Genomic DNA, 24,915 nt, shown 5'->3' on the forward strand with positions numbered 1-24,915 from the left:
CCTCCACGGGCGCCGGCCGACGGAGACCCCAGCACAGCAGAGGACCACCTGCACGAAGGGGAAGCCATGACAGCGACGACCGACGGAAGCACCGGGGCCGTTGACCCCCGCGCAGCCTCGGCCAGCAGGAAGACAATCGAATCAACGATCGCCGCGGACGGTGTACTGGCCGCCGCGCGGCGGGCCGCGGAACGCTCGGTGGAGCATCTCCTCGGCAGGCAGGACGAGCAGGGCTGGTGGAAGGGCGACCTCGCCACCAACGTCACCATGGACGCCGAGGACCTTCTGCTCCGTCAGTTCCTCGGCATCCAGGACCCCGCCACGGTCCGGGCGGCCGCGGGGTTCATCCGCGGCGAACAGCTCGGCGACGGGACGTGGGCGACCTTCCACGGCGGCCCACCGGACCTCTCCACCACCATCGAGGCGTACGTGGCGCTGCGGCTGGCGGGCGACCGGCCCGAGGACCCGCACATGGCGCGGGCGGCGGGCTGGGTCAGGGAGCAGGGCGGCATCGCCGCGAGCCGGGTCTTCACCCGGATCTGGCTGGCCCTGTTCGGCTGGTGGAAATGGGACGATCTGCCGGAGCTCCCCCCGGAGCTGATGTTCTTCCCGAAATGGGTCCCGCTCAACATCTACGACTTCGGATGCTGGGCCCGCCAGACCATCGTGCCGCTCACCATCGTGTCGGCGAAGCGGCCGGTGCGGCCCGCCCCCTTCGCCCTGGACGAGCTGCACACCGACCCCGGGAACCCCAACCCGCCCAAGCGCCCCGCCCCCGCCCGGAGTTGGGACGGGCTGTTCCAGCGGATCGACAAGGCGCTGCACGTCTACCACCGGTTCGCCCCGCGCGGACTGCGCCGGGTCGCGATGAACGCCGCCGCCCGCTGGATCATCGAACGCCAGGAGAACGACGGCTGCTGGGGCGGAATCCAGCCGCCCGCCGTCTACTCGGTCATCGCCCTGCACCTGCTCGGCTACGACCTCGAACATCCGGTGATGCGGGCGGGCCTCGAATCGCTCGACCGCTTCGCCGTATGGCGCGAGGACGGCACCCGCATGATCGAGGCGTGCCAGTCCCCGGTCTGGGACACCTGCCTGGCCACCATCGCGCTCGCCGACGCCGGGGTCGCCCCCGACCACCCGGCACTCGTGAAGGCGGCGGACTGGATGCTCGCCGAGGAGATCGTCCGGCCGGGCGACTGGGCGGTACGCAGGCCCCAACTGGAGCCCGGTGGATGGGCGTTCGAGTTCCACAACGACAACTATCCGGACATCGACGACACCGCGGAGGTGGTCCTCGCCCTGCGCCGGGTCCGCCACCCCGACCAGGCCCGGGTGAACGCGGCGATCGAGCGCGGGGTGCGCTGGAACGTCGGCATGCAGTCCCGCAACGGCGCCTGGGGCGCGTTCGACGCGGACAACACCAGCCCCTTCCCCAACCGGCTGCCCTTCTGCGACTTCGGCGAGGTCATCGACCCGCCGTCCGCCGACGTCACCGGGCACGTGGTGGAGATGCTGGCCGTCGAGGGCCGCGCCGACCACCCCGTCACCCGGCGCGGCATCGAGTGGCTGCTGTCCGAACAGGACGCGAACGGCGGCTGGTTCGGGCGCTGGGGCGTCAACTACGTGTACGGAACCGGGTCGGTGGTCCCCGCCCTGACCGCCGCCGGGCTGCCCCCCTCGCACCCGGCGATCCGGCGCGCCGTCGACTGGCTGGAGTCCGTCCAGAACGACGACGGCGGCTGGGGCGAGGACCTGCGCTCCTACACCGAGGAGAAGTGGATCGGCCAGGGGGCTTCCACCGCCTCCCAGACCGCCTGGGCACTCCTCGCGCTGCTCGCCGCGGGGCGGCGGGACACCGTCGCCGTGACCCGGGGCGTCGCCTGGCTGACCGAGACCCAGCAGGCCGACGGCTCCTGGGACGAGCCCTACTTCACCGGTACCGGGTTCCCCTGGGACTTCTCCATCAACTACCACCTGTACCGGCAGGTCTTCCCGCTCACCGCGCTCGGGCGGTACGTCAACGGCGACCCGTTCGCGGGCCGCACGCCGACGCGCGAGGGGGCCTGATGGGAGAGGCCGGGCCCGCCGCCCCGCTGCTGATCGCCTGCGCGCTCGGCATCGAACAGCTCGCCCTGCGCACCGGCAGGGGGAGGGCGGCGGGCGCCCCGGAGCGGGTCACCGTGCTCCGTACCGGCATGGGCCCCAGGGCGGCCGAGGCCGCCGTGGCGCGCGTGCTCGGCCGGGACGGCGGGGCGGCGGACACCGCGGTCATCGCCGCGGGGTTCTGCGCCGGCCTCGCGCCCGGGATGCACCCGGGCGACCTGGTGGTGGCCGAGGAGACCCGGGCCGCCGGGGACCCCGTTCCGTGCACCGGTGCGGACCTGCTGGCCGACGCGCTGGCCAGGACCGTACCGGGGCGCACCGTACACACCGGCCCGCTCACCGGGTCCGACCATGTCGTCCGGGGGCATGAGCGGGCCGAACTGCGGGCCACCGGGGCGATCGCGGTGGACATGGAGTCCGCCGCGACCCTGCGCACCGCCCTGCGGTCCGGGCCACGCCCGGTTGCCGCCGTACGGGTGGTCGTGGACGCTCCGGAGCATGAGCTCGTCCGCATCGGCACGTTCCGCGGTGGAATATCGGCTTTCCGCGTTCTCCGTGCCGTCCTGCCGGCTTTCTATGAATGGCACCGATCTTTGCTGCTCCCCAGGAGGTGAGCCAGATGGCCATGCCGCTTCGTCAGTCCATCAAGGTTGCGACGTATCTCATTGAACAGAAGCTCCGCAAGCGGGACAAATTCCCACTGATTGTCGAGCTGGAGCCGTTGTACGCCTGCAACCTCGCCTGCGAGGGGTGCGGGAAGATCCAGCACCCGGCCGGAGTACTCAAGCAGCGCATGCCCGTGGCCCAGGCCGTCGGCGCCGTGCTCGAATCGGGCGCCCCGATGGTCTCCATCGCCGGCGGCGAACCACTGATGCACCCTCAGATCGATGAGATCGTGCGCCAGCTGGTGGCCAGGAGGAAGTACGTCTTCCTCTGCACCAACGCGATGCTGCTGCGCAAGAAGATCGAGAAGTTCACGCCCTCGCCCTACTTCGCGTTCGCCGTGCACATCGACGGGCTGCGCGAGCGGCACGACGAATCGGTCGCCAAGGAAGGGGTGTTCGACGAGGCGGTGGCGGCGATCAAGGAGGCCAAGCGGCGCGGCTTCCGGGTCACCACCAACTCCACCTTCTTCAACACCGACACCCCGCAGACCATCATCGAGGTGCTCAACTTCCTCAACGACGACCTCAAGGTGGACGAGATGATGATCTCGCCCGCCTACGCGTACGAGAAGGCGCCCGACCAGGAGCACTTCCTGGGCGTCGAGCAGACCCGCGAGCTGTTCAAGAAGTCCTTCGCCGGCGGCAACCGCAGCCGGTGGCGGCTGAACCACTCGCCGCTCTTCCTGGACTTCCTGGAGGGCAAGGCCGACTTCCCGTGCACCGCCTGGGCCATCCCCAACTACTCCCTGTTCGGCTGGCAGCGGCCCTGCTACCTGATGAGCGACGGCTACGTGCCGACCTACCGGCAGCTCATCGAGGAGACCGACTGGGACAAGTACGGCCGGGGCAAGGACCCGCGCTGCGCCAACTGCATGGCGCACTGCGGCTACGAACCGACCGCCGTCCTCGCCACCATGGGCTCCCTGAAGGAGTCCCTGCGCGCCATGCGCGAGACCGTCAGCGGCAACGGCTGAGCCGCGACACCCGGCCGGGCTCCCGCACGGAGCCCGGCCGTCACCTTGAGCAGAAACAGGACCACAGAGAGAGGGGGCCCGGGGCATGACGCTGCTGCAGAGCATCCGGGGGCCGCACGATCTGAAGGCACTGAACGCGTCGCAACTCGGCGAACTCGCCGAGGACATCCGCACGTTCCTGGTGCAGGCCGTGGCCAGGACCGGGGGCCATCTGGGCCCCAACCTCGGGGTGGTGGAACTGACCATCGCCCTGCACCGGGTCTTCGACTCGCCCGTGGACCGCATCCTGTGGGACACCGGCCACCAGACCTACGTGCACAAACTGCTCACCGGACGCCAGGACTTCTCCAAGCTGCGCGGCAAGGGCGGGCTCTCCGGCTACCCCTCCCGCGAGGAGTCCGAACACGACGTCATCGAGAACTCGCACGCCTCCACCGTCCTCGGCTGGGCCGACGGCCTGGCCAAGGCCAACGAGGTCCGCGGCAAGGACGACCACGTCGTCGCGGTCATCGGGGACGGGGCCCTCACCGGCGGCATGGCCTGGGAGGCGCTGAACAACATCGCCGCCGCCAAGGACCGCCCGCTCATCGTCGTCGTCAACGACAACGAGCGCTCCTACGCCCCCACCATCGGCGGCCTCGCCCGCCACCTCGCCACCCTGCGCACCACCGATGGCTACGAGCGCTTCCTGTCCTGGGGCAAGGGCCTGCTGGAACGCACCCCCGTGATCGGACAGCCGCTGCACGGGGCGCTGCACGGGGCCAAGAAGGGCTTCAAGGACTTCGTCGCCCCGCAGGGCATGTTCGAGGACCTGGGGCTGAAGTACATCGGCCCGGTCGACGGGCACGACACCGCCGCCGTCGAGGCCGCCCTGCACCGCGCCAAGGGCTTCCCCGGCCCGGTCCTCGTGCACTGCATCACCGAGAAGGGGCACGGTTACGCCCCCGCCCTGCGCGACGAGGCCGACCGCTTCCACACGGTCGGCGCGATGGACCCCCTGACCTGCGCCCCGCTCGTGCCCGCCGCCGGCCCCTCCTGGACCTCCGTGTTCGCCGACGAGATCACGGCGATCGGGGCGGAGCGCCCGGACGTCGTCGCGCTCACCGCCGCGATGCTGGACCCGATCGGGCTGACGAAGTTCGCCGAGGCGTTCCCGGACCGCGTCTGGGACGTGGGCATCGCGGAGCAGCACGCGGCGGTCAGTGCCGCCGGGCTCGCCACGGGCGGGCTCCACCCGGTCTTCGCGGTCTACGCCACCTTCCTCAACCGGGCGTTCGACCAGCTCCTGATGGACGTCGCCCTGCACCGGTGCGGGGTCACCTTCGTCCTGGACCGGGCCGGCGTCACCGGGCCCGACGGGGCCTCGCACAACGGCATGTGGGACATGTCCGTGCTCCAGGTCGTGCCGGGGCTGCGCATCGCGGCCCCGCGCGACGCGGACCGGCTGCGCGAGGAACTGCGCGAGGCGGTCGCCGTGGACGACGCGCCGACCCTGGTGCGGTTCCCGAAGGAGTCGGTGGGGGAGGCGATCGGGGCGGTCGGCCGGATCGGCGGGATGGACGTGCTGCGGCGCGACGAGGACGCCGATGTGCTCCTCGTCGCCGTCGGCGTGATGGCCTCCGTCTGCCTGCGCACCGCCGAGCTGCTGTCGGGCGCCGGCGTCCGCTGCACCGTGGTGGACCCCCGCTGGGTCAAGCCGGTCGACGCGGAGCTGCCGCCGCTCGCCGCCGCGCACGGGCTCGTCGCGGTGGTCGAGGACAACAGCCGGGCCGGGGGCGTCGGTTCGGCCGTCGGGCAGGCGCTCCGGGACGCGGGCGTCGACGTACCGCTGCGCACCTTCGGCATCCCCGAGCAGTTCCTCGCGCACGGCAAGCGGTCCGAGGTGCTGGCCGACATCGGACTCACACCGGTCGAGATCGCCGGCCGGATCAGCGCCGTCATGACCGCCCGGAAGGCGGCCGGCGGCACGGGGCACGACACCCCCGGAAACGGGCACAAGGAGAGCGGGGCATGAAGGACGACGAGCCCAAGGGCTTCGATCTGGCGCGGCTTCTCGCCGAGCGCGGCGCCGAACGCTACGAGCTGCACACCAGGCACCTCAACCACCAGCTCCCGCGCATGCTGCACACCATCGGCTTCGACAAGGTCTACGAACGGGCCGAGGGCGCGCACTTCTGGGACGCGGACGGCAACGACTACCTGGACATGCTCGCCGGGTTCGGCGTCATGGGCCTCGGCCGGCACCATCCCGTCGTACGCAAGGCGCTGCACGACGTCCTCGACGCCTCACTCGCCGACCTGACCCGGTTCGACTGCCAGCCGCTGCCCGGGCTGCTCGCCGAGAAGCTGCTGAGCCACAGCCCGCACCTGGACCGGGTGTTCTTCGGCAACAGCGGCACCGAGGCCGTCGAAACGGCGCTGAAGTTCGCCCGGTACGCCACCGGCCGGCCCCGCGTCCTGTACTGCGACCACGCCTTCCACGGGCTCACCACCGGCTCCCTCTCGGTCAACGGCGAGGGCGGCTTCCGGGACGGCTTCGCCCCGCTGCTGCCCGACACCGCAGTCCCGCTCGGCGACCTAGCCGCGCTGCGGCGGGAACTGAAGCGGGGCGATGTGGCCGCCCTGGTGGTCGAGCCGATCCAGGGCAAGGGGGTGCACGCCGCGCCGCCCGGCTACCTCCGCGAGGCCCAGGAGCTGCTGCACAAGCACAAGGCCCTCCTCATCGCCGACGAGGTGCAGACCGGCCTCGGCAGGACCGGTGACTTCTACGCGTACCAGCACGAGGAAGGGGTGGAACCGGACCTCGTCTGCGTCGCCAAGGCGCTCTCCGGCGGCTACGTCCCGGTCGGGGCGACGCTCGGCAAGGACTGGATCTTCAAGCGCGTCTACTCCTCGATGGACCGGGTCCTCGTCCACTCCGCGAGCTTCGGTTCCAACGCCCAGGCCATGGCGGCGGGGCTCGCGGTGCTGTCGGTGATGGAGGACGAGGAGACCGTCGCGCACGCGCGCCGGACCGGCGACCTGCTCCGCGAGCGGCTGTCCGCGCTCGTCGGGCGCTACGAGCTGCTGCACGAGGTGCGGGGGCGCGGGCTGATGATCGGCATCGAGTTCGGCCGCCCTACCTCGCTGAAGCTGCGCAGCCGGTGGACCATGCTCCAGGCGGCCCGCAAGGGCCTCTTCGCGCAGATGGTCGTCGTGCCCCTGCTCCAGAAGCACCGCATCCTCACGCAGGTCTCCGGCGACCACCTCGAAGTGATCAAGCTGATCCCGCCGCTGGTCATCGATGACGCGGACGTCGACCGCTTCGTGGCGGCGTTCACCGCCGTCATGGACGACGCGCACAGCGGCGGGGGACTGATGTGGGACTTCGGGCGGACCCTGGTGAAGCAGGCCGTCGCCAACCGCTGAGCGGTTTTTGCCTCCGAGGCAACATATTTGCCTCGGAGGAAACAATGCGGCCCAATGGAGGTATGAACCCTCCGGACGACCTGGCGGCCGGCGAGCTGCCCGGTGTCGCGCCACGCCTGCGCGATCTGCGCCGAGGCCGCGGTCTCACCCTGGAGACCGCGGCCCAGCGGGCGGGCCTGTCGCCCGCCCACCTCTCCCGGCTCGAAACGGGCCGCCGCCAGCCCTCGCTGCCGATGCTGCTCCAGCTGGCCAGGATCTACGGTACGACGGTCTCCGAGCTCCTCGGCGAGACGCCCCCCGAACGTGACGCGATCGTCCGAGGCCGCCCGTTCGAGGGCGTGGCGGCCGACGGCTGGACGTACCAGCAGGCCGGCGGCTCCGGACGGGCCATGCAGGCGCTGCGCGTGCGCGTCCCGTACGGAGCCCAGGGCGACCTGGTGCGCGTCCATCCTGGCGAGGAGTGGCTGTACGTCCTGGCCGGCCGCCTCCGGGTGACGCTCGGTGAGACGGTGCACGACCTCGCGCCCGGGGACGGCGCGCACTTCGACTCGCTCACCCCGCACCGGATCGCGGCCCCCGAACCCGAGGGCGCCGAGCTGCTCTTCGTCCACACCCTGCTGCAGAGCCCCGCCGCCGATCTGTGCCTCGGCGGCGCGGTCCACCGCGGCTGAGACGTTTTCGCCGCCGGACCCCCGGCAGTCAGAGAGGCCACTCATGTCCGATTCAGAGCACTACGACCCGCTCACCCCGGCTCCGCGCCCCGGCGCCGACAGCCAGGAGAAGAAGATGCCGCGCGGACTCGTCATCCGGCTCTTCGCCTACCTCGTGGCCGGGCACGTCATCGCCGCGTTCCTGTACCTGCTCTTCGCGGTGGGCATGCACAACCAGTAGGCCCGGTCGCCTCAGCTCTCGTCGAGGAGCCGTTCGCGCAGCCGCTCCCGGGTGGCGGGCGCGAGCTTCAGCCCGTCGGCGAGATAGCGGTCGGTGCCGCCCCAGGTCTCGTCGATGGCCGCGAAGGCCGCGGCGAGGTAGTCGGGCTGGGCGCCGAAGAGCGGGTTCAGCAGCTCCATCACCTCCGGGGACATCCCGGCCGCCGAGGTGTCGCTGCGCCGGATGCGGTAGCGGCGGTGCGCGTCGTTCGACTTGAGGTAGTCGGCCTCGATGGTCTCGCGCCCGACGCCCACCGAGAGCAGCGTCACCGCGATGGAGAGCCCTGCCCGGTCCTTGCCGGCCGCGCAGTGCATCAGGGCGGGCACGCTGTCCTCGGCCAGGGCGTGCAGCACCCGGCTGTGCTCGGCGGTGCGCTCCAGGATGATCGAGCGGTACGAGTCGACCATGCGGCGGGTGCCCTTGCCGTCGGCCAGGATCGAGCGCAGGTCGGCCAGGTCGCCGTCGCGCACCATCCGCCAGAACTGGGCGCCGTCCGCCGGGTCGCTGAGCGGGATGCTCAGGTTCCGTACGCCCGGCAGCTCGATGTCCAGGCCGTCCAGCTTGTGGTCCGCCGCGTTGCGGAAGTCGAAGACCGTGTGCAGGCCGAGCCCGCTGAGGAAGGCCGCGTCCTCGGCCGTGGCGTGCGCCAGGTGGCCGCTGCGGTAGAGGCGGCCGTGCCGGACCCGGCGCCCGTCCGTGGTGGGCAGGCCGCCCAGGTCGCGGAAGTTGCGGACGCCGGTGAGTACGGGCTCCGTCGGCGGGGTCTGCGGCAGCTGCTGCGTCACGTTCACTCCTGGAGGCTCTGCCCCGGCGCGTGTCGCCGACGGGCCCACGCCCGTGACGATACGACATCGGTTCCTGGGGCAATCATCTCGGCCGACCGCTTCGCACCGGCGCGGACGACGACCAGGACATGTCCGTATTGATGGGGTATGACCAACCTGCCCTGGTTACGCGGGAGATGATCACCTGCTCGTGAGCGGGATCATATCCGTGACGGTGTGTGGTGACGGCCCGGCTGGGTATCCCCCGCGCCGCGCGGAAAGCCAAGATCCGTAATCCACGGAGTGTGACCGGAATTCCGCACCGCAATTCCGATGCGGAATCCGGTGCCGAACCCGTGGCTTGTTTCCGCCGTCCCGGCTCGCTTACGTTCCATGTCCATCCGGATGGAACGCCCAATCCTGCCGCCGTCCGGAATTCGCACCCACTCACCGTGTGGCAGGAGCGGGGGAACCAGGTAGGCCGCCGACCGGGACGACCGGACGGCTAGGGGTGAAGTCGCGCCAGGCGCGGCCGGGCATCTCCAGCCCGAACCCGACAGCTCACCTCGCAGGCGCCGGAGAGGAAATTCTTCATGCCCAACTCGGGTAAGCACCGCCGTCCCAAGTCCGGCACCATAGCCCGCGGTGTCGTCGCCGCGAGCGCCGGCGGCGCCGTCATCGCGCTTCCGCTGCTCGGCGCCACCGGTGCCCACGCCGCGGAGCGGTCCGCCCCGGCCGCCTCGCAGCCGGCCGCCGCGCACACCGCTCCGGCCAAGCCCGCGAAGAGCACCAACACCACCACCTACTCCGTGGTCTCCGGCGACTACCTGTCGAAGATCGCGGCCCAGCACCACCTCAAGGGCGGCTGGCAGAAGCTGTATCAGGACAACCGCGAGGTCGTCGGCGAGAACCCGAGCCTGATCTTCCCGGGCATGAAGCTGACCCTCGGCGCCAAGGCGGCCCCCGCCGCCGCCCCGTCCAAGGCCCCCGCCAAGCCGGCGGAGAAGACCGAGACGAAGGCCGCGCCCAAGGCCGAGACCAAGGTCGAGACGAAGACCGAGGCCACGACCGAGGCCCCGGCCACCCAGGACAACGCCTCCGGCTATGTCCACCCGGTCCCGGGCAACCACACCACCGCCTACCGCGCCTCCGGTGCCAGCTGGTCCAGCGGCAGCCACACCGGCATCGACTTCCCCGTCTCCACCGGCACCAGCGTGAAGGCCATCACCTCCGGCACCGTCGTCACCGCCGGCTGGGGCGGCGCCTACGGCAACCAGGTCGTCATCAAGCACGCCGACGGCCACTACTCCCAGTACGGCCACATGTCCTCGCTCTCCGTCTCGGCCGGCCAGACCGTGACCGCGGGCCAGCAGGTCGGCCTCTCCGGCTCCACCGGCAACGCCACCGGCCCGCACCTCCACTTCGAGGTCCGCACCGGCCCGGAGTACGGCTCGGACATCGACCCCATCGCCTACCTGGCGTCGCACGGGATCTACGTCTGATCCAGGCGGTACCGGCCCGGTGATCCGGGTCACGAACGGCACAGAGGGACGGCGCGCGGCAGCGCGCCGTCCCTCTGCTTATTCCCCCTTTACCGAAAACTGACCAGGTGGTTTATCTCACCACCCGTCAACCCCTTATTACGGTCGCGTAGGTCACATTCCGGGGTGCAGGATATGCGGTTGTGGCAGACGATTCGAACAACATTCAACAGGGCGCCATCGACCGACAGGGCGCCATCGGGTCGTACGCGGCGATTGGCGACAGCTTCACCGAGGGAGTCGGCGACCCCGGCCCGGACGGAACGTTCGTCGGCTGGGCCGACCGGCTCGCGGTACTCCTCGCCGACCGGCTCCCGGAGCCCGGCCCGGCGACCGGTGCCGAGGGCTCACCCGTTTCCGCGCACGGAAACTTCCGGTACGCCAATCTCGCCGTACGAGGACGCCTCCTCGACCAGATCGTCGAGGAGCAGGTGCCCCGGGCCAAGGAACTCGCCCCCGATCTGGTGAGCTTCTGCGCCGGCGGCAACGACATCATCCGGCCGGGCACCGATCCGGACGACGTGGCCGAACGCTTCGAGCGGGCGGTCGCCGACCTCACGCGGTCGGTCGGCACCGTCATGGTCACCACCGGCTTCGACACCCGCGGCGTCCCCGTGCTGCGCCATCTGCGCGGCAAGATCGCCACCTACACCGCCCACGTCCGGGCCATCGCCGACCGCTACGACTGCCCGGTCCTCGACCTGTGGTCGCTGCGCTCCGTGCAGGACCGGCGCGCCTGGGACGGCGACCGGCTCCACCTCTCGCCCGAGGGACACACCCGGGTCGCGCTCCGCGCCGCCCAGGTCCTCGGCCTCGACGTGCCGGCCGACCCGGACCAGGCATGGCCCCCGCAGCCCCCGCGCGGCACGCTGGAGATCCGCCGCGACGACATCCACTGGGCGCGTGAATACCTGGTCCCGTGGATCGGCAGGCGGCTGCGCGGCGAGTCCTCCGGGGACCACGTCGAGCCGAAGCGGCCGGACCTGCTGCCGCTCTGACCCGCCCCCTCCGCTGTCCTCAGTCGCCCCGCGACCGCGTCGCGGCGACCGGGGACAGCGGCAGCGCCGCCGGGACGCGCTCAAGCACCCCGCCCGCGAACACGTCGTACAGCGGCAGCGTCTCCAGGTGTACGTAGCCGATGTGGCAGTCGCACACGGCGAGCGGGCACGCCCTCGGCCCCAGCGCCCGCCGGTAGCTCCCGTCGTACAGATTGCCCAGCTCCGCCCGGACGAAGTGGCAGCGGCGCACCGAGCCCTCCCCGTCCACCGAGATCACCGACTCACCGGTCCGGCAGGGCAGCCCCGCCGACCGGTGCGGATGACGGCTGTACGGGAACAACGGGTCGATCGCCGTCCACCGGTCCGCCTCCTCGTCCGTGTAGGTGTGCCCCTCGGCGGCGTTGACCCAGAGGTAGACCCCGTCGGGGAGCGCCGCGCGCAGCCGCCGTGCCTCGCCGAGATGGGCCTCGAACCCCACGATGCCCACGCTGTGCCGGACCCCGAGGTCCCGCAGCTCCGCGCACCGGCCGAGGAAGCGCTCGTACGGCGTCTGCCCCGGGTGGTACGTGCACCACAGCGCGATCCGCTCGCGCGCCGCCGCCGGCGCCTCGGCCAGCCACCTCGTACGCCCGCTCAGATTGGTCTGGATCGCGACCCGGCGGACGTGCGGGAGGCCCGCCAGCTCCACGATCGCCCGGCGGTACCAGGAACGCACCAGGCCCTCGCCCCACGGTGTGAACAGCACCGAGATCCGGTCACCGGTCTGCTCCGCAGCCCACGCCGTGAACCGTTCCAGCGCCGCCCGGTCCGCCCGCAGCTGCTCCCGGCTGTCGCGCCGCTTGGCGAACGGGCAGTACGGGCAGTCGTAGTCGCAGGAGGCGAGCGGGCCCCGGTAGAGAATCGTCAGGTCCACGGGTCACTCACTTCAGCTCGTACGCGGCCATCGCGGCCCGCACGGCGGGGGAGAAGAGCTCGGGGCCCAGCGCGTCGGAGTACGCCAGCCCCTCGGGCGAGAGCCGCAGCAGCCCCTGCGCTCCGGTGTCGAGCCAGCCCCGGGCCCCGAACCGGGCCAGCTCCTCGGGGAAGTCCTCGTACGGCGAGGTGCCGAACCGCTCGCGGTAGTCGTCCACGGGCATGCCCCGCGCCTGGAGCACCGACTGAAGGAGATGACGGCGGCGCGCCTCGTCCCCGTCCGTGTACCGGCCGACCTCGGCGCGGGAGAAGTCCTCGGTCGCCGTGTAGGCGTCGATGATGCCCCGGACCTCGCTCATCCGGACCGCGTAGTCGAAGGAGTAGTGCAGCCGCGAGGTGTAGGAGCGGGCGCCGCAGCCCAGGCCGATCATGCCGTCCGTCTGGCAGGCGTAGTCGTCGGGCCCCTCCGCGCGCGGGGCGTCGGCCCGGCGGAACATCCGCATCGACACCTGTTCGTAGCCGTGGGCCAGGAGGTGGTCGCGGCCGGCCCGGTACAGGTGCAGGCGCTGCTCGTCCCAGGCCGCGTCGGCCTCACCGGCGGAGAGCCTGCCGAGCGCGGTCAGCGGGCGCACGTACAGCGGGTAGAGGTACAGCTCCTCCGGCCGCCAGCGCAGCGCCGCGTCCAGCGAAGTGCGCCACGTGCGTTCGGTCTGGCCGGCTATGCCGTAGATCAGGTCGATGTTGAGGACCGGTATGGAGGTGCCCCGGATGCGGTCCAGGGCGCGCTCCACGTCGGCCGCGTGCTGCGGGCGCACCGCCGCGCGCGCCTCGGCCTCGACGAAGCTCTGCACCCCGATGCTGATCCGGGTCGCGCCCCGCTCGGCGAGCACGGCCAGGCGGTCGGCGGTCGCGGTCGACGGGGAGGTCTCCACGGAGAGCGGTACGGCGCGCAGATCGGCGCCCATCCGCTTCTCCGCGATGTCGCACAGCCGGTCCAGCTCGCCCGCCGTCAGAAAGGTGGGCGTGCCGCCGCCGAACGCCGCCGCCGCGAACCGCACCGGCTCGGCGTCGCCCAGCGCGTCCCGTACCGCGCTCGCCTGCCGGTCCAGCGCGTCGAGATACCGCGAGGTCAGCTCGTCGGGAGCGCCGATCCGGGTGAAGAGGTTGCAGAAGCCGCAGCGCACCTCGCAGAACGGGATGTGCAGGTAGAGGGAGAGCGCGTCCCGGCTTTCCCCCGCCCACAGCTCGTCCAGCGCCGGCCGCCCGCCGGGCTGCCCGGCGAGCGGGCGGTACGCCGTCTTGTGCGGGTAGGCGTACACATAGCTCTCGTAAGGACGGACGGTCTGCGTCTCGGTCATCGCTCGGTCCCCGGTTCCAGGAAGAAGTGGGCGTACGGGACGGTCCAGACGGACTCGTGGCCGAGCCGGTGACCGGTGTAGCCGTCGTCGCCGTAGGCCGTCCCGTGGTCGGAGCAGACGATGGCGAAGGCACGGCGGCGGCTGCTCGCGGCGGCGAAGAGCCGGCCGATGTGGGCGTCCACGTACTCCAGGGCGGCGGCGTGCGTCGCACGGCTGTCACCGGCCTCGCGGGCCGCCCCGGGCAGGTGGAACCAGTTCGGCTGGTGGAGCGCGGAGACGTTGACGAACAGGAACAGCCGCTGCTGCGGAGGCAGGGCCGCGACCACCTCCTCGGCGCGGGCCACCTGCGCCTCGAACGAGGTGGGCGAGGGCACACCGAACTCCGGCTCCCAGTGCGCCTCCTGGAACAGCCCGGGAAGCACCGAGCCGAGCGGCCCTTGGAGGTTGAAGAAGCCCACACCGCCGATGCACACCGTGCGGTACCCCTCCTTCGCGAGCCCCGAGACCAGGTCCGGGGTGTCGAACACGAAGGTGCGCTCCGCTGTGGTCTCGCTGCCGGCGAATCGGGCGGCGAACAGCCGGGGGTGCGGCCCGGGCGCGGCCGGGGTGGGCAGGAATCCGGCGAACATCGCCTGGTGGGAGGCGTAGGTGAAGCTGCCCGGGGCGTGCCGCTTCTCCCAGGCACCGCCCGGCAGGTGGCGGGCCAGATTCGGGATGCGCCCGGCGGCGGCCAGCTCAGCGGCGACGTCGTACCGCAGGGTGTCCAGGGTGACGAACAGCAGGTCGTGGCTGCCGACGACCGCGCTCATATCGGGGTCGTGGCGGTGTTCAGGGGGTGGTGCTGACACGGTCGTTCCTTGCTCGTTCCAGTACGGCGGCGATCTGCGCCGCGTAGGTGTCCAGGCCCTCGGCGCCGCTGCCGGGCAGGCCGGTGAGCCTGGGCAGCAGGTCCCCGAAGGCGTTGACCTCGCCGACGGCGAAGCGCCGCCAGCCGGCCAGGGGCAGCAGGTCGACGCCGACGCACAGGGTGTCCGGGAAGGCGGCGGCGGCCTGCTCGCAGATCGCCAGGGCCTCGCCCCAGCCACCGCCCGCGGCCTCGACGGCCGCCCGCACCGCGGCCAGGTCGCCGCGCGCCCCGCCCAGGTGCAGATTGGTCATCGGTGAAGCGCTGGTACGGACCACGGCGTGGGTGGCCCGGCCGGCGACCACGACGACCCGCAGGTCGGCGGCCCGGCCGCGCTGGGTGGCCTTGGGCAGCCAGCGCTCGATGTGCAGCCCGTCCGGCGCCAGCGCGTCGATCACCGCCGCGACCTCGCGCTCCGTCGTGCACCGGCGGACCCGCAGCGAGTTGTACAGCCGGCCCGACGCGTCCCGCTCGACGGAGGTGGCCGCTCGGACCCGGCCCCCGCCGGCCGTCTCCACGGCGAGCACTCCGGAGGCGGACGAGCCGTGCGCGGGCTTCACGAACACCCGGGGCATGCGGTGGGCGGCCATCAGGTCCCGTACATCGGCCCAGCCCCGCACGGGGGCCCCGGCCGGGCCGGAGGTCGGCGAGGCGGGGACGGGCACCCCGGCCGCGTCCAGCAGTCCGTGGCACAGCCGCTTGTCGAAGAGCGCCGCGATGTCCGCCGGGGCGTCGAGCAGCCGCGCGCCCGCCTCCGCGGCGGCGAGCGCCACCTCGCGCACGGCGGCGGTGAACCGCGCGTACCAGAGGGCCGAACCCTCCACCCGCGTCGGGTCGTCGGCCCCGCGCAGCAGCCGGTCCACCTCGGCGTCCTCGCCCGGCGACTCGATGCGCACGGTCTCCCCGGGCAGGAAGCGCGCCCCGCCCCGCAGCACGTCCAGCCAGGGCACCGTGCGCGCCTCGGGCAGGCCGGCGGCGGTCACCGCTTCCTGGAAGAGGCAGACGCGGCGGCTGCCCGGATTGCCGACGACCGCGAGGCGCGGCGGGGCGCTACTCGCTGACCGCGACATAGCGGGGCTCGTCCTCGTCGTCGGGGTCCCAGTCGTCCGCCTCGGAGAGGTCGACGTGCACGTCGTAGCGCTCGGACAGCTGCCTGAAGCGCTCCATCACCTCGTCGCCGAGGTAGTGGTGGTGCAGGTCCAGGCCGTCCAGATGGGTGAGCGGCTGGCCGGCGAGGAGGGCCAGGCCCCCCGTGTCGCTGAGCGTGCCCATCGAGAGCGCCAGGAAGTCCAGTTGCGCGACGACCGGGGCGGAGGCGACCGCCGCGGCGATCTCGTCCTGGATCTCGCTGTTCTGGATGCCGAGGTGGCGCAGCCGGGGGAAGCCGCCCCCGGACAGCAGCGGGTCCAGGTCCGCCACCGTGGCGTCGCCCGAGTACCACTGGGAGCCGAGCCACAGCTCCAGCCGCTCCAGCGCGGGCAGTTCACAGGCGCCGACCGCCCGCACGACGTGACCGGGCAGACCGCCGGACTCGAAGCGCAGGGCCTTCAACGCCTCGTGCCGCACGGGGTGCAGCTCCAGCGCCTTCTCGTCCGCCCCGCCGCCGCCACCCCGCACCACCAGCTCCTCCAGGCGCGGGAACGCCCGGAGCACCGGCGTGATGTCGCACATCCGCAGCCACGACACCTCGCACTCCTCACCGACGACATCGGCGAGGAACAGGGCGCGCAGCGCCGGGAAACGGGCCGCGTCCGAGGTGATCAGCTCCACCACGGGAGCCAGGGAGGTGTAGTGGCCGGGCCACCAGGGGCCGATCACCAGGGCACGGACCTCGGCCGGGTCGACCGTTGCCAGGAAGTGCTGCCAGAGGGGGGCGAACTCCTGCCCCTCCCAGCCGCAGTCCAGCCGCCAGGCCGTGGAGTCCGCCGCCGGCAGCGGGCGGTCGTCGCCCGGCTCCGGAAGGGTGAACACGGGCAGGTGATGGAACGAGCAGGGGTGATCGATGCCGGTCATCGCGCCGTCACTCCGAGACCGTGACGTACCGGCCCGCCGGGCCACGGTTGTGCCACGGCTCGCAGCGCTCCGAGAGGTCCACCCGCACCCCGTGCGGCACCAGGGCCTCGGTGACGCGCTGCTCCATCGGCTCGGTGAGGAAGTGGTGGTGCAGGTCCAGCACGTCGAGATGGGTCAGCGGCTGGCCCTCCAGGAGCGCGGCCGCCCCCTCGTCCCCGAGCGTGCCGCAGGACAGGTCCAGGGTGCGCAGCCGGGCCACCAGCGGGGCCGAGGCCACCGCGGCCGCGATCTCGTTCTGGATCTCGCTGTTGCGCAGGCCGAGGTGGTGCAGGGCGGGGAAACGCGTCCCGGCGAGCAGCGGCGCCAGATCCGACACGTCGGCGTCGCCGCCGTAGGCCGAGACGCCGAGCCACAGGTCGAGGCGCTCCAGCGCGGGCAGTTCGCTCGCCAGGACACCGCGCACCACCTCGCGCGGCAGTCCGCCCGTCTCGATGGTCAGGGCCCGCAGCCGCTCGTGCTTCGTGGCCGGGAACACCAGATCCGAGCCGCCGCGCACGCCGAGCTCCACCAGCGCGGGGAAGGCGTCGAGCAGCGCCGTGACGTCGCTCTGCTCGATCCAGGAGATCTCCGCCTCCTCCATCGTCAGATCCCCGACGAACACCGCTTCCAGAGACGTCAGCCGGTCGGCGGCCGCGATGACGAGACCGATCGGATACGAGGACTTCTCCTCGTACGACTCGCCCCACTGCCCGATGATCAGGGCCCGGACGCCCGCCGGATCGACCTCCGCCAGGAAGGCGCCGAACTCCTCCTCCCAAGTGCCCTCGTCCTCGTAGGCGTTGATCGACACCCGCCAGGCGGCGGCGTCGGCGGCGGGCCGGGGGCCGCCCTCCGTCCCGGACTGGAAATCGACGGCCGGAAGGCCGAGCAACTCGTGCAGGTGGTCCACGGACATGGCCCTGAGCTCCTGATGACGGCGACGGATTGATGTTCCGCAAGGTCTATCAAGGCCCACTGACAACGGGGCGACCGCCCCCGCCCGGGGCGGCTCGCCGGCCGATTGTCAGACCCCCGCCGTAGCGTTCTCGATGTGGCCGGCACACCGGGTGCCGCCGCGGAGGGGAGAGGTCTGTGTACCGGCAGGGCGATGTACTGATCGTGCCACTGAAGGAGTCGGCGGTGCCCGCGCACGCCCTGGAGGCGCCCGGCGAACTGCGCGACGCGCGCGGCCGGCTGGTGCTGGCGCTCGGCGAGGTCACCGGACACGCGCACGCCGTGCCGGGGCCCGGCCGGCTCATCCGGGAGGGCGGGGTCTTCGGCCCGATGCTGCTCCACCTCCCCGAGGGCGGGCGCGTGGTGCACGAGGAGCACGCGACGATCCCGCTGCCCCAGGGCTGGTTCCGCGTGGTGCGCCAGCGGGAGTACGCGCCGGGGGCGGTCCGCGTCGTCGCCGACTGAGCGGCGGCGGGGCAGCCGCGGCGGCGGGGCCGCAGGACGCGGGATCAGGAAATCAGAACGGAACAGCGGAAGCAGGAGACGGGGAAACCGATGCAGTACGTGGACTCTTGGCGGGCCGTGGCGGCGGCGACGGGGGCGGCCGACCGGGCGGCGGCCGAGGACGGGGTGCGGCTCGCCTACCGCAGCGCGGGGCTCGCCGAGCCGGAGGAGTTCGTCTGGGCCGGCTCGCCCAGGGAGGCCGTGGAGGCCGTCGGCAAGCTGGCCGCCCCGGGGCGCTCCGTCCGCGACGAGGTGCGCACCCGCCCCTGGGCGGAGGAGCGGCGTCGGGTGTACGACGCCCTGGGTCCGGCCGGCTGGTCCGCGCTCTGGTCGGCCACCGGCGCCCAGCTCTGGGAGACCACGGCCGGCCTCGCCGAGCGGATACGGGCCGGGGTGGTCGCCGACCTCGCCGGTGAGGACCCGGACGCCGGGACCCGGGTGCGCCTGGTCCTGCTCGACGCGGTCCTCGGACAGCACGACGCGGCGTGGCTCGCCGCCTTCGACGGCCGGGGCGACCGGCTCGACGGACTGGCGGCGGTGGCGCGGAACGCGGGCTGGTGGTGGCCCTACGAGCGGGTCGCGGTGATCTGCGAGCGCCCACAGACCTTGCACCGCGACGAGGCGGGCCGCCTCGACCGGGGCGACGGACCCGCGCTCTCCTACCCGGACGGCTTCGCCCTGTACGCCTGGCGCGGCATGCCCGTGCCGCCGGAATTCCTGGACGAGCTGGCCGCGCTGACCCCGAAGCGCATCCGGGACGAGGAGAACGCGGAGCTGCGCCGCGTGATGCTGGAGTACTACGGCTACGACCGCTACCTCACCGAGTCCCGCGCCGAACCGGTCCACCGCGACGAGACGGGCGTCCTGTGGCGGATCGCCCTCGCCGACGACGAGGACGTCGTCATGGTCGAGGTGGTCAATTCGACGCCCGAGCCGGACGGCACCCACCGCACGTACTGGCTGCGGGTCCCGCCCGCCACCAGGACCGCGAGGGAGGGCGTCGCCTGGACCTTCGGGCTCCACGCCGACGTGTACGAGCCCCTCCAGCAGACCTGATCCGGGGAGGGAAACGCGGTCAGGCCGTCAGGGCCTCGTGGTCGATGCCGAGTTCGCGGGCGAGCGCCTGCTCGGTCCACTCCAGCATCGTCGCCCGGGACAACGGCCCGTTGTACGAGGTCATCTGCACGGCCAGACCGTCCAGCAGGGCGGTCAGCCGCCAGGCCACGGACATCGGGTCGTCGCAGTGGAACTCGCCGGCCGCCGCGCCCTCCTCGATGACCTCGGCCAGCTCGGCCTTCCACTGCTGGTCGAGGTCGCCGGCCACATTGCGCAGGGCCGGGTCGCGGAGGGAGGCGGCCCAGCCCTCGATCCACAGCCGCCAGCCCTTGGCCTGGCCCGTCGGCGCGTACCAGCGGACGGCCGCGCGCAGCCTGCGTACGGCGGTCGTGCGGCGGCTCAACAGCTTCCGCAGATGGGCGAGGTCGCTCTCGGCCGCGTGCGCGAAGGCCGCCGCGACCAGCTTCTCCTTGGTGGAGAAGTGATAGAGCACGAGCGCGTTGCTCACGCCGAGCACGGACGCCACATCGGCGATCCGCACGGCCGCGACACCGCGCACCTCGATCTGTTCGACGGCGGCACGCAGCAACTCCTCGCGCCGCTCCGCCACTCCCAACCGCACTCTGGCCACGCGGTCACCCTAACCAATGTCCAGCCGGGGCCGTTCGGGCGGACCGGCGGCGGACGGGCGGTCGGTGTCAGCGGTACCAGCCGAAGCGCTCCGCCATCACCGGCAGCCGGTCGGCGGCCACCGCGTGCGCCGCCGCGCGCGGGGTGCAGCCGTCCGCCGCCGCGCGGGCCAGCACCAGGCCCACCAGCTCCCGCATCGCGCGCCGGGTGTGCGCGAACGCCTCGTCCGCGTCGGCCCCGATGTCGCCGAACAGGGTCCACCACCACCAGGCGTTGGTCCCGGAGTTGACCACCACATCGGGCAGCACGGTGATCCCGCGCGCCGCGAGCAGCGCCTCCGCCTCCGGCAGGACCGGCATGTTGGCGGCCTCCACGACCCAACGGGCCGTGATCCCCGCCTGGTTCACCGCGTCCACGGCATAGGAGACGGCGGCCGGGACGAGCACCTCCGCGTCCTGGACGAGCCAGGCGTCGGCCGGCAGCTCCCGGTCACCGGCGCGCAGCGCGCCCCGGTCCACGGTGCCGTACGCGTCCCGCGCGGCCAGCAGCGCCTCGACGTCGAGCCCGGCCGGGTTCGCGATCGTGCCCTTGACGTCGGCGACGGCGACCACCCGGAGCCCCGCCCGGGACAGGAAGCGGGCGGTCGCCCCGCCCATGGTCCCGAGCCCCTGGAGCGCCACCCGCGCACCGTCGTACGCGACCCCGTCCCGGTCCAGCGCGGCGAGCGCAGCCTCGGCGACCCCGCAGCCGCCGACCAGCTCGTCCAGGCCGATGCCGTCCACCTCCAGGGCGAAGGCGTCGGCCAGCCGGCGCCGGGCCGCCGCCTCGTCCTCCAGGAGCGGGTAGACGGCCTGCACGGTGGAGACCAGCCCCGCTTCGGCCGCCGCGCGGTCCACCACGTCCTGGGAGAGGCCCAGGTCCTCACCCGTCGTCCAGCAGCTCTCGATGTACGGGCGCATCGCCCGCAGATAGCGGACCAGGACGCCGTAGGCCGCCGGGTCGCGCGGGTCGCAGTCGATGCCGCCCTTGGCGCCGCCCAGGGGTATGTAGCGGGCCCCGGGCCGGTCCGCGTCGAAGTGCAGGGCCTCCTTCATCGTCATGCCCCGGGCCAGACCGGCCACCTCCTCCAGCGTGCAGCCCGGGCGCATCCGCAGGCCGCCGCTGGAGACCCCGCGCACCAGCCGGTCCACCACGAGGTGGCCCCGGCAGCCGGTGGCGTGGTCGGTCCAGGTCAGCGAGATGAGCGGGGCGGGCGGGGACACCGGAGGCGTCGTCATCGTGCGTGCTCCTCAGGTCACTGTCGGGCGGGCGTTCGGGCAGCCGGGTGGCCGGGCAGCCGGGCGGCCGGGCGGACCGGCGTCGGCGGCCACATTTACTGAACAGTCGGTCAGTATTGGGAGCCGGGGGCGGCCCTGTCAACGCGGCCTTTGCCGCCGCGCGGCCCCGGTGGCCGGAACGCGCCGGTGCGCGAACGGCGGGAGGCGCGGTACCGGCCCCCGACGGGAGCGGGGGCGGCTTCCCACGTCCTCATGGCGAGCGCGTGTACGGACGGCGACGCGGGCAAGGCGGTCGGCGCGGAACGCCACCCACCCGGCTGTTCCGCTCTCGCACTGTCGTACCCCTTGTCCATAATGGGACGACCCCGACTCCTCAGGAGACCCCGTGACCGGCGCTGACCACAGGCTTCCGCTCCGCACCCGGCTGCGCGCGCTGCGCCCCGCTGCCTTCGGGGCCGACCCGGACGGCGCACGCATGGAGCGCATCCGCCGTTCCCCCAATTTCGCCGACGGCGTCTTCCAGAACCCGGTGGGCGCGCGCATCAGGCCCTCCGGTTCCACCGTGGATTTCGCCCGGGTCTACTTCCGCAAGGAGGAGCGGGTGCTCAGGGCCCCCGTCGCCCCGGTGCCGGTGCACGCCACGACCCTCGCCGACCTCGCCCGGCCGCCCGCCTCCGGACTCCGGATCACCTGGATGGGGCATTCCAGCGTACTTACGGAGATCGACGGCCGGCGCGTGCTGTTCGACCCCGTCTGGGGGGAGCGCTGTTCCCCCTTCGCGTTCGCCGGCCCCCGGCGCCTGCACCCGGCCCCCGTGCCGCTCGGCGCCCTGGGGCCGGTCGACGTGGTCGTGATCTCGCACGACCACTACGACCACCTCGACCTCCCCACGATCCGCGCCCTGGCCCGTACGGACACGGTCTTCGCCGTCCCGCTCGGCGTCGGCGCGCATCTGGAGCGCTGGGGCGTCGCGCCCGACCGGCTCCGCGAGCTCGACTGGAACGAGACCACGACGGTCGCCGGCATCGGTCTCACCGCCACCCCCGCCCGCCACTTCTGCGGACGCGGCCTGCGCAACCAGCAGCACACGCTCTGGGCCTCCTGGGCCGTGGCCGGACCCGAGCACCGGATCTACCACAGCGGCGACACCGGGTACTTCCCCGGCTTCCGGACCATCGGCGCCGAGCACGGCCCGTTCGACGCGACCATGATCCAGATCGGGGCGTACAGCCAGTACTGGTCCAAGGACCGTACGGACGACATGCCGGAGCCGGGCGCCTGGCCGGACATCCACATGAGCCCCGACGAGGGTGTGCGCGCCCACCTCGACCTCCAGGGCGACGACCCCGGGGCGGGCGTCATGCTGCCGATCCACTGGGGGACGTTCAACCTCGCGCTGCACCCCTGGGCCGAGCCCGCCGAGTGGTCGATGCGCGCCACCCGGTCCGTGGGCGTCACCATGGTCTCCCCGCGCCCTGGCCAGCCGTTCGAGCCCGCCGATCCGCCGCCCGTCGAGCCGTGGTGGCGTGCCGTGGCCGCCGAACCGGCTCCCGGCTGGGGCAACTGGCCCCCCGTCCACGTACAGCCGCACCGGCCGGCGGACCGCCCGGCCCCGGAGGCCGGCAGGGACCGCGACCGGACGCCCCAGCCCTGAGACCGGGCCGCGCGGACGTCCGCAGGGCCCCTCGACCCGGGTCGAGGGGCCCTGAGACATGTCCGCGTCCCTGCGCACGCCCGCGTCCCTGAAATACGCCCGCGTCCCTGAGACGCGGCCGTCCTAATCGGTCTCCCGTGCGAGCGCTCATACCAGAGCGGGACGGATGGCGGGCAAGTTCCACAACTGCGCCTCGCGGCCGCACTTCCGGCGACTACCGTGTGTGCCCGGTGATCAACGGTGGGCTCATATTCTCCGGGCCTGCCCGGCCGATGACCCGAGAATGCCCGACCACCGTAGGTGCCACCACACGCACGCAGATGTCTGGGGCCCCACGTACCGAGGACGCTGATGTCTCAACTTCGCGCACCCGACGCGCGACCGGATCGACGAGAGGGCGGGCGGCACGGCCGACCGGGTGCCCGTTCCCACTCGGCCGCGGCCAGACCTCGCGCCGCCCGCCCGACCCCCGAGGCGCGCATACGCCCTCAACTCCTGCGCACCGCCGTGCTGCCGGCGCTCGCGGTCGCCCTCGCCGGCGCCGCGGCCGTCGTCTTCACCGCACGCGCGGGCCACGCACGGCCGTCCACGGAACTCTGGATCGCCCTCGGCTCGGCTGCCGCCCTCGCGCTCGCCGCGGTCCTCGCCGCCGTCCTGGCCGCCAACCGGGCCGCCACCACGGTCTTCGGCCGCTGCCTCGCGCTGCGCCGGACCAGCGCCCAGAGCCAGGCCGAACTCCAACGCGTTGTGGAACGGCTGCGCGACGGCGAGCCCGTGCCCGTCCGGCGCGCCCCGCAGAGCCCGCCGCCCGGCGGCGACCCCTTCGAGCTGCTGGCCCAGGAGCTGGGCCGCCAGCAGGAGGCCGCCGTGGTCGCGGTCGTCGAGGCCTCCCGGCTCTCCGAGCCCAGCGGCGAGGACCAGAAGGTCGAGGTCTTCGTCAACCTCGCCCGCCGCCTCCAGTCGCTCGTGCACCGCGAGATCCAGCTGCTGGACGAGCTGGAGCACGAGGCCGAGGACCCGGACCTGCTCAAGGGCCTCTTCCAGGTCGACCACCTCGCCACCCGCATCCGCCGCCACGCCGAGAACCTCGCCGTGCTCGGCGGTGCCGTCTCCCGCCGTCAGTGGAGCAACCCGGTCACCATGAGCGAGGTGCTGCGCTCGGCGATCGCCGAGGTCGAGCAGTACCCCCGGGTCAAGCTGGTCCCCCCGATCGACGGCACCCTGCGCGGGCACGCCGTGGCCGACGTCATCCACCTCCTCGCCGAGCTCGTGGAGAACGCCACGGTGTTCTCCGCCCCGCACACCCAGGTCCTGCTGCGCGCCCAGCGCGTCACCGCCGGGCTCGCCCTGGAGGTCGAGGACCGCGGACTCGGCATGCCGGGCGACGAGCAGAAGCGGATGAACGCCCTGCTCACCGACCCCGACCAGGTCAATGTGGCCCGCCTGCTCCAGGACGGCCGCATCGGCCTGTTCGTCGTCGCCTCGCTGGCCCGGCGGCACGGCATCGCCGTACGGCTGCAGAGCAACATCTACGGAGGCACCCAGGCCGTCCTGGTCCTCCCGCAGACCCTGCTCGGCGCCGACGAGGACGCCCCCGAAGCGGCCGGGGAAGCGCCCGTCCCGCCCGCCGGGCCCGTGCACCGCCCGCCCCCCCTGGAGGACCGGCCGGCCCCCCGCGAGCCCGCGCCCGCCCCCGAACCGGCACGCCGGCCCTACGTCCCCAGCCAGCAGCCCGGCCCGCACCGGACCCCGCCCCAGCCGGGCCCGGGACGCCAGGGCGAGGCCCCGCCCCTGCCGCTGCGCGCCGAGCGCGTCGACCGGCCGGCCGTTGACGGACCGCCCGCCGCCGCGTCCGAGGAGGCGACCGCACCGAAGGCCGGTGCCGACCGGCCCCTCCTCCCCAGGCGCGCCCACCAGGAGCACCTGGTCCCGCAGCTCAGGGAGGCCCCCGCGCCCCGGACCGCGGAGGAACCGGTCCTGCACGACCCCGGGCTCGTCGCCGCCTTCCGGCGCGGCATCGACCTCGCCGCGGCCCGGGCCGCGGCCGAGCAGGAGCCCGCGCCCGAATCACCGGCCGGCGGCACGCGCATGACGACGGCCGCCCAGCTGGGCGCACCGGCCCGGCCGCTCCCCGTCCGGGGCGCCGCCGCACCCGCGCCACCGCGCGGAGCCGCCGCACGTCCCGGCGACCACGACCCACTCGCAGCGAACCCCATCAAGGAGTAGAT

The 24,915-nt window shown here is 73.1% G+C and carries 22 protein-coding genes and 1 riboswitch; of the genes, 13 read left to right on the forward strand and 9 right to left on the reverse strand.

The features are described 5' to 3' along the window. The first annotated feature begins 66 nt into the window (after positions 1-66). The 7 genes from shc (at position 67) to FKN01_RS32610 (ending at position 8,044) form a co-directional block, all read left to right on the forward strand. Positions 67-2,070: a squalene--hopene cyclase gene (gene shc / locus FKN01_RS23480; RefSeq protein WP_143623773.1), complete on the forward strand. Its 2,004-nt coding sequence runs from the start codon at positions 67-69 to the stop codon at positions 2,068-2,070. Then, positions 2,070-2,720 carry a 1-hydroxy-2-methyl-2-butenyl 4-diphosphate reductase gene (locus FKN01_RS23485; RefSeq protein WP_143623775.1) on the forward strand — a complete coding sequence of 217 codons (651 nt, stop codon included), beginning with the start codon at positions 2,070-2,072 and terminating at the stop codon, positions 2,718-2,720. The genes shc and FKN01_RS23485 overlap by 1 nt, the downstream gene beginning before the upstream one ends. Before the next feature lie 5 nt (positions 2,721-2,725). Continuing rightward, positions 2,726-3,745, forward strand: coding sequence for an adenosyl-hopene transferase HpnH (gene hpnH / locus FKN01_RS23490; protein WP_143623777.1), 1,020 nt, complete (start codon positions 2,726-2,728; stop codon positions 3,743-3,745). Positions 3,746-3,830: 85 nt separating this feature from the next. Continuing rightward, positions 3,831-5,759, forward strand: a complete 1,929-nt coding sequence (gene dxs, locus FKN01_RS23495) for a 1-deoxy-D-xylulose-5-phosphate synthase (protein WP_143623779.1) — start codon at positions 3,831-3,833, stop codon at positions 5,757-5,759. Further along, positions 5,756-7,153 carry an aspartate aminotransferase family protein gene (locus FKN01_RS23500; protein WP_143623781.1) on the forward strand — a complete coding sequence of 466 codons (1,398 nt, stop codon included), beginning with the start codon at positions 5,756-5,758 and terminating at the stop codon, positions 7,151-7,153. The genes dxs and FKN01_RS23500 overlap by 4 nt, the downstream gene beginning before the upstream one ends. Positions 7,154-7,215: 62 nt before the next feature. Continuing rightward, positions 7,216-7,824, forward strand: a complete 609-nt coding sequence (locus tag FKN01_RS23505) for a helix-turn-helix domain-containing protein (RefSeq protein WP_143623783.1) — start codon at positions 7,216-7,218, stop codon at positions 7,822-7,824. Between the two features lie 43 nt (positions 7,825-7,867). Continuing rightward, on the forward strand, positions 7,868-8,044 hold the full coding sequence (locus tag FKN01_RS32610) for a DUF6126 family protein (RefSeq protein ID WP_018100137.1): 177 nt from the start codon (positions 7,868-7,870) through the stop codon (positions 8,042-8,044). Between the two features lie 11 nt (positions 8,045-8,055). Here the strand turns inward: FKN01_RS32610 and FKN01_RS23510 are convergent, their stop codons facing one another. Next, a complete protein-coding gene (locus tag FKN01_RS23510) occupies positions 8,056-8,868 on the reverse strand; it encodes a tyrosine-protein phosphatase (RefSeq protein WP_143623785.1) in 813 nt (270 codons plus the stop codon). Between the two features lie 409 nt (positions 8,869-9,277). Next, positions 9,278-9,437, forward strand: a riboswitch (cyclic di-AMP (ydaO/yuaA leader). Positions 9,438-9,440: 3 nt separating this feature from the next. Here FKN01_RS23510 and FKN01_RS23515 point away from each other — a divergent pair. Continuing rightward, complete coding sequence (locus FKN01_RS23515) at positions 9,441-10,349, forward strand: LysM peptidoglycan-binding domain-containing M23 family metallopeptidase (protein WP_143623787.1); 909 nt, start codon at positions 9,441-9,443, stop codon at positions 10,347-10,349. Between the two features lie 182 nt (positions 10,350-10,531). Beyond that, complete coding sequence (locus FKN01_RS23520; RefSeq protein WP_143623788.1) at positions 10,532-11,386, forward strand: SGNH/GDSL hydrolase family protein; 855 nt, start codon at positions 10,532-10,534, stop codon at positions 11,384-11,386. 19 nt (positions 11,387-11,405) lie between these two features. On the opposite strand, the gene FKN01_RS23525 is transcribed toward FKN01_RS23520, so the two are convergent. The 6 genes from FKN01_RS23525 to FKN01_RS23550 are packed head-to-tail and all read right to left on the reverse strand — an operon-like array spanning position 11,406 to position 17,528. Continuing rightward, entirely contained in the window at positions 11,406-12,299 is an 894-nt protein-coding gene (locus FKN01_RS23525; RefSeq protein ID WP_143623790.1) for an STM4011 family radical SAM protein, read from the reverse strand. 7 nt (positions 12,300-12,306) lie between these two features. After that, positions 12,307-13,656, reverse strand: coding sequence for an STM4012 family radical SAM protein (locus tag FKN01_RS23530; protein WP_143623792.1), 1,350 nt, complete (start codon positions 13,654-13,656; stop codon positions 12,307-12,309). Continuing rightward, positions 13,653-14,465: an STM4013/SEN3800 family hydrolase gene (locus FKN01_RS23535; protein ID WP_143623886.1), complete on the reverse strand. Its 813-nt coding sequence runs from the start codon at positions 14,463-14,465 to the stop codon at positions 13,653-13,655. Before FKN01_RS23535 ends, FKN01_RS23530 begins: the two co-directional genes overlap by 4 nt. A gap of 19 nt (positions 14,466-14,484) precedes the next feature. Further along, a complete protein-coding gene (locus FKN01_RS23540) occupies positions 14,485-15,630 on the reverse strand; it encodes an STM4014 family protein (RefSeq protein ID WP_143623794.1) in 1,146 nt (381 codons plus the stop codon). Beyond that, positions 15,611-16,573, reverse strand: a complete 963-nt coding sequence (locus FKN01_RS23545; RefSeq protein ID WP_143623796.1) for an STM4015 family protein — start codon at positions 16,571-16,573, stop codon at positions 15,611-15,613. Before FKN01_RS23545 ends, FKN01_RS23540 begins: the two co-directional genes overlap by 20 nt. Positions 16,574-16,580: 7 nt before the next feature. Next, entirely contained in the window at positions 16,581-17,528 is a 948-nt protein-coding gene (locus FKN01_RS23550) for an STM4015 family protein (RefSeq protein ID WP_143623798.1), read from the reverse strand. 176 nt (positions 17,529-17,704) lie between these two features. Between FKN01_RS23550 and FKN01_RS23555 the strand changes: the two genes are divergently transcribed. Together FKN01_RS23555 and FKN01_RS23560 are read left to right on the forward strand one after the other, a co-directional pair. After that, the gene (locus FKN01_RS23555; RefSeq protein WP_143623800.1) at positions 17,705-18,031 is read left to right on the forward strand and encodes a hypothetical protein; all 327 of its coding nucleotides are present in this window, start codon (positions 17,705-17,707) and stop codon (positions 18,029-18,031) included. Positions 18,032-18,121: 90 nt separating this feature from the next. After that, positions 18,122-19,126: a DUF6745 domain-containing protein gene (locus tag FKN01_RS23560; protein ID WP_143623801.1), complete on the forward strand. Its 1,005-nt coding sequence runs from the start codon at positions 18,122-18,124 to the stop codon at positions 19,124-19,126. A 19-nt stretch (positions 19,127-19,145) separates the two neighbouring features. Here the strand turns inward: FKN01_RS23560 and FKN01_RS23565 are convergent, their stop codons facing one another. Continuing rightward, a complete protein-coding gene (locus tag FKN01_RS23565) occupies positions 19,146-19,736 on the reverse strand; it encodes a TetR/AcrR family transcriptional regulator (RefSeq protein WP_073965664.1) in 591 nt (196 codons plus the stop codon). Between the two features lie 88 nt (positions 19,737-19,824). Further along, positions 19,825-21,033 (reverse strand): Glu/Leu/Phe/Val dehydrogenase dimerization domain-containing protein, encoded by a 1,209-nt coding sequence (locus FKN01_RS23570; protein WP_143623803.1) that lies wholly within the window; start codon positions 21,031-21,033, stop codon positions 19,825-19,827. 385 nt (positions 21,034-21,418) lie between these two features. Here FKN01_RS23570 and FKN01_RS23575 point away from each other — a divergent pair, with 385 nt between their 5' ends. Both FKN01_RS23575 and FKN01_RS23580 read left to right on the forward strand, forming a co-directional pair. Beyond that, the gene (locus tag FKN01_RS23575) at positions 21,419-22,687 is read left to right on the forward strand and encodes an MBL fold metallo-hydrolase (protein ID WP_143623805.1); all 1,269 of its coding nucleotides are present in this window, start codon (positions 21,419-21,421) and stop codon (positions 22,685-22,687) included. Positions 22,688-23,038: 351 nt separating this feature from the next. After that, entirely contained in the window at positions 23,039-24,913 is a 1,875-nt protein-coding gene (locus tag FKN01_RS23580) for a sensor histidine kinase KdpD (protein ID WP_260696994.1), read from the forward strand. Positions 24,914-24,915 lie beyond the last annotated feature (2 nt).

The sequence above is a fragment of the Streptomyces sp. 130 genome (assembly GCF_007096885.1).
Taxonomy (GTDB): Bacteria; Actinomycetota; Actinomycetes; order Streptomycetales; family Streptomycetaceae; genus Streptomyces.

Coding starts and splice junctions, on each gene's coding strand:
- FKN01_RS23545 (WP_143623796.1), bottom strand. CDS start 16,573: ATGACCGGCATCGATCACCCCTGCTCGTTCCATCACCTGCCCGTGTTC.
- dxs (WP_143623779.1), top strand. CDS start 3,831: ATGACGCTGCTGCAGAGCATCCGGGGGCCGCACGATCTGAAGGCACTG.
- FKN01_RS23580 (WP_260696994.1), top strand. CDS start 23,039: ATGTCTCAACTTCGCGCACCCGACGCGCGACCGGATCGACGAGAGGGC.
- FKN01_RS23535 (WP_143623886.1), bottom strand. CDS start 14,465: ATGAGCGCGGTCGTCGGCAGCCACGACCTGCTGTTCGTCACCCTGGAC.
- FKN01_RS23500 (WP_143623781.1), top strand. CDS start 5,756: ATGAAGGACGACGAGCCCAAGGGCTTCGATCTGGCGCGGCTTCTCGCC.
- FKN01_RS23570 (WP_143623803.1), bottom strand. CDS start 21,033: ATGACGACGCCTCCGGTGTCCCCGCCCGCCCCGCTCATCTCGCTGACC.
- FKN01_RS32610 (WP_018100137.1), top strand. CDS start 7,868: ATGTCCGATTCAGAGCACTACGACCCGCTCACCCCGGCTCCGCGCCCC.
- FKN01_RS23530 (WP_143623792.1), bottom strand. CDS start 13,656: ATGACCGAGACGCAGACCGTCCGTCCTTACGAGAGCTATGTGTACGCC.
- FKN01_RS23550 (WP_143623798.1), bottom strand. CDS start 17,528: ATGTCCGTGGACCACCTGCACGAGTTGCTCGGCCTTCCGGCCGTCGAT.
- FKN01_RS23560 (WP_143623801.1), top strand. CDS start 18,122: ATGCAGTACGTGGACTCTTGGCGGGCCGTGGCGGCGGCGACGGGGGCG.
- shc (WP_143623773.1), top strand. CDS start 67: ATGACAGCGACGACCGACGGAAGCACCGGGGCCGTTGACCCCCGCGCA.
- FKN01_RS23505 (WP_143623783.1), top strand. CDS start 7,216: ATGAACCCTCCGGACGACCTGGCGGCCGGCGAGCTGCCCGGTGTCGCG.
- hpnH (WP_143623777.1), top strand. CDS start 2,726: ATGGCCATGCCGCTTCGTCAGTCCATCAAGGTTGCGACGTATCTCATT.
- FKN01_RS23540 (WP_143623794.1), bottom strand. CDS start 15,630: ATGTCGCGGTCAGCGAGTAGCGCCCCGCCGCGCCTCGCGGTCGTCGGC.
- FKN01_RS23515 (WP_143623787.1), top strand. CDS start 9,441: ATGCCCAACTCGGGTAAGCACCGCCGTCCCAAGTCCGGCACCATAGCC.
- FKN01_RS23485 (WP_143623775.1), top strand. CDS start 2,070: ATGGGAGAGGCCGGGCCCGCCGCCCCGCTGCTGATCGCCTGCGCGCTC.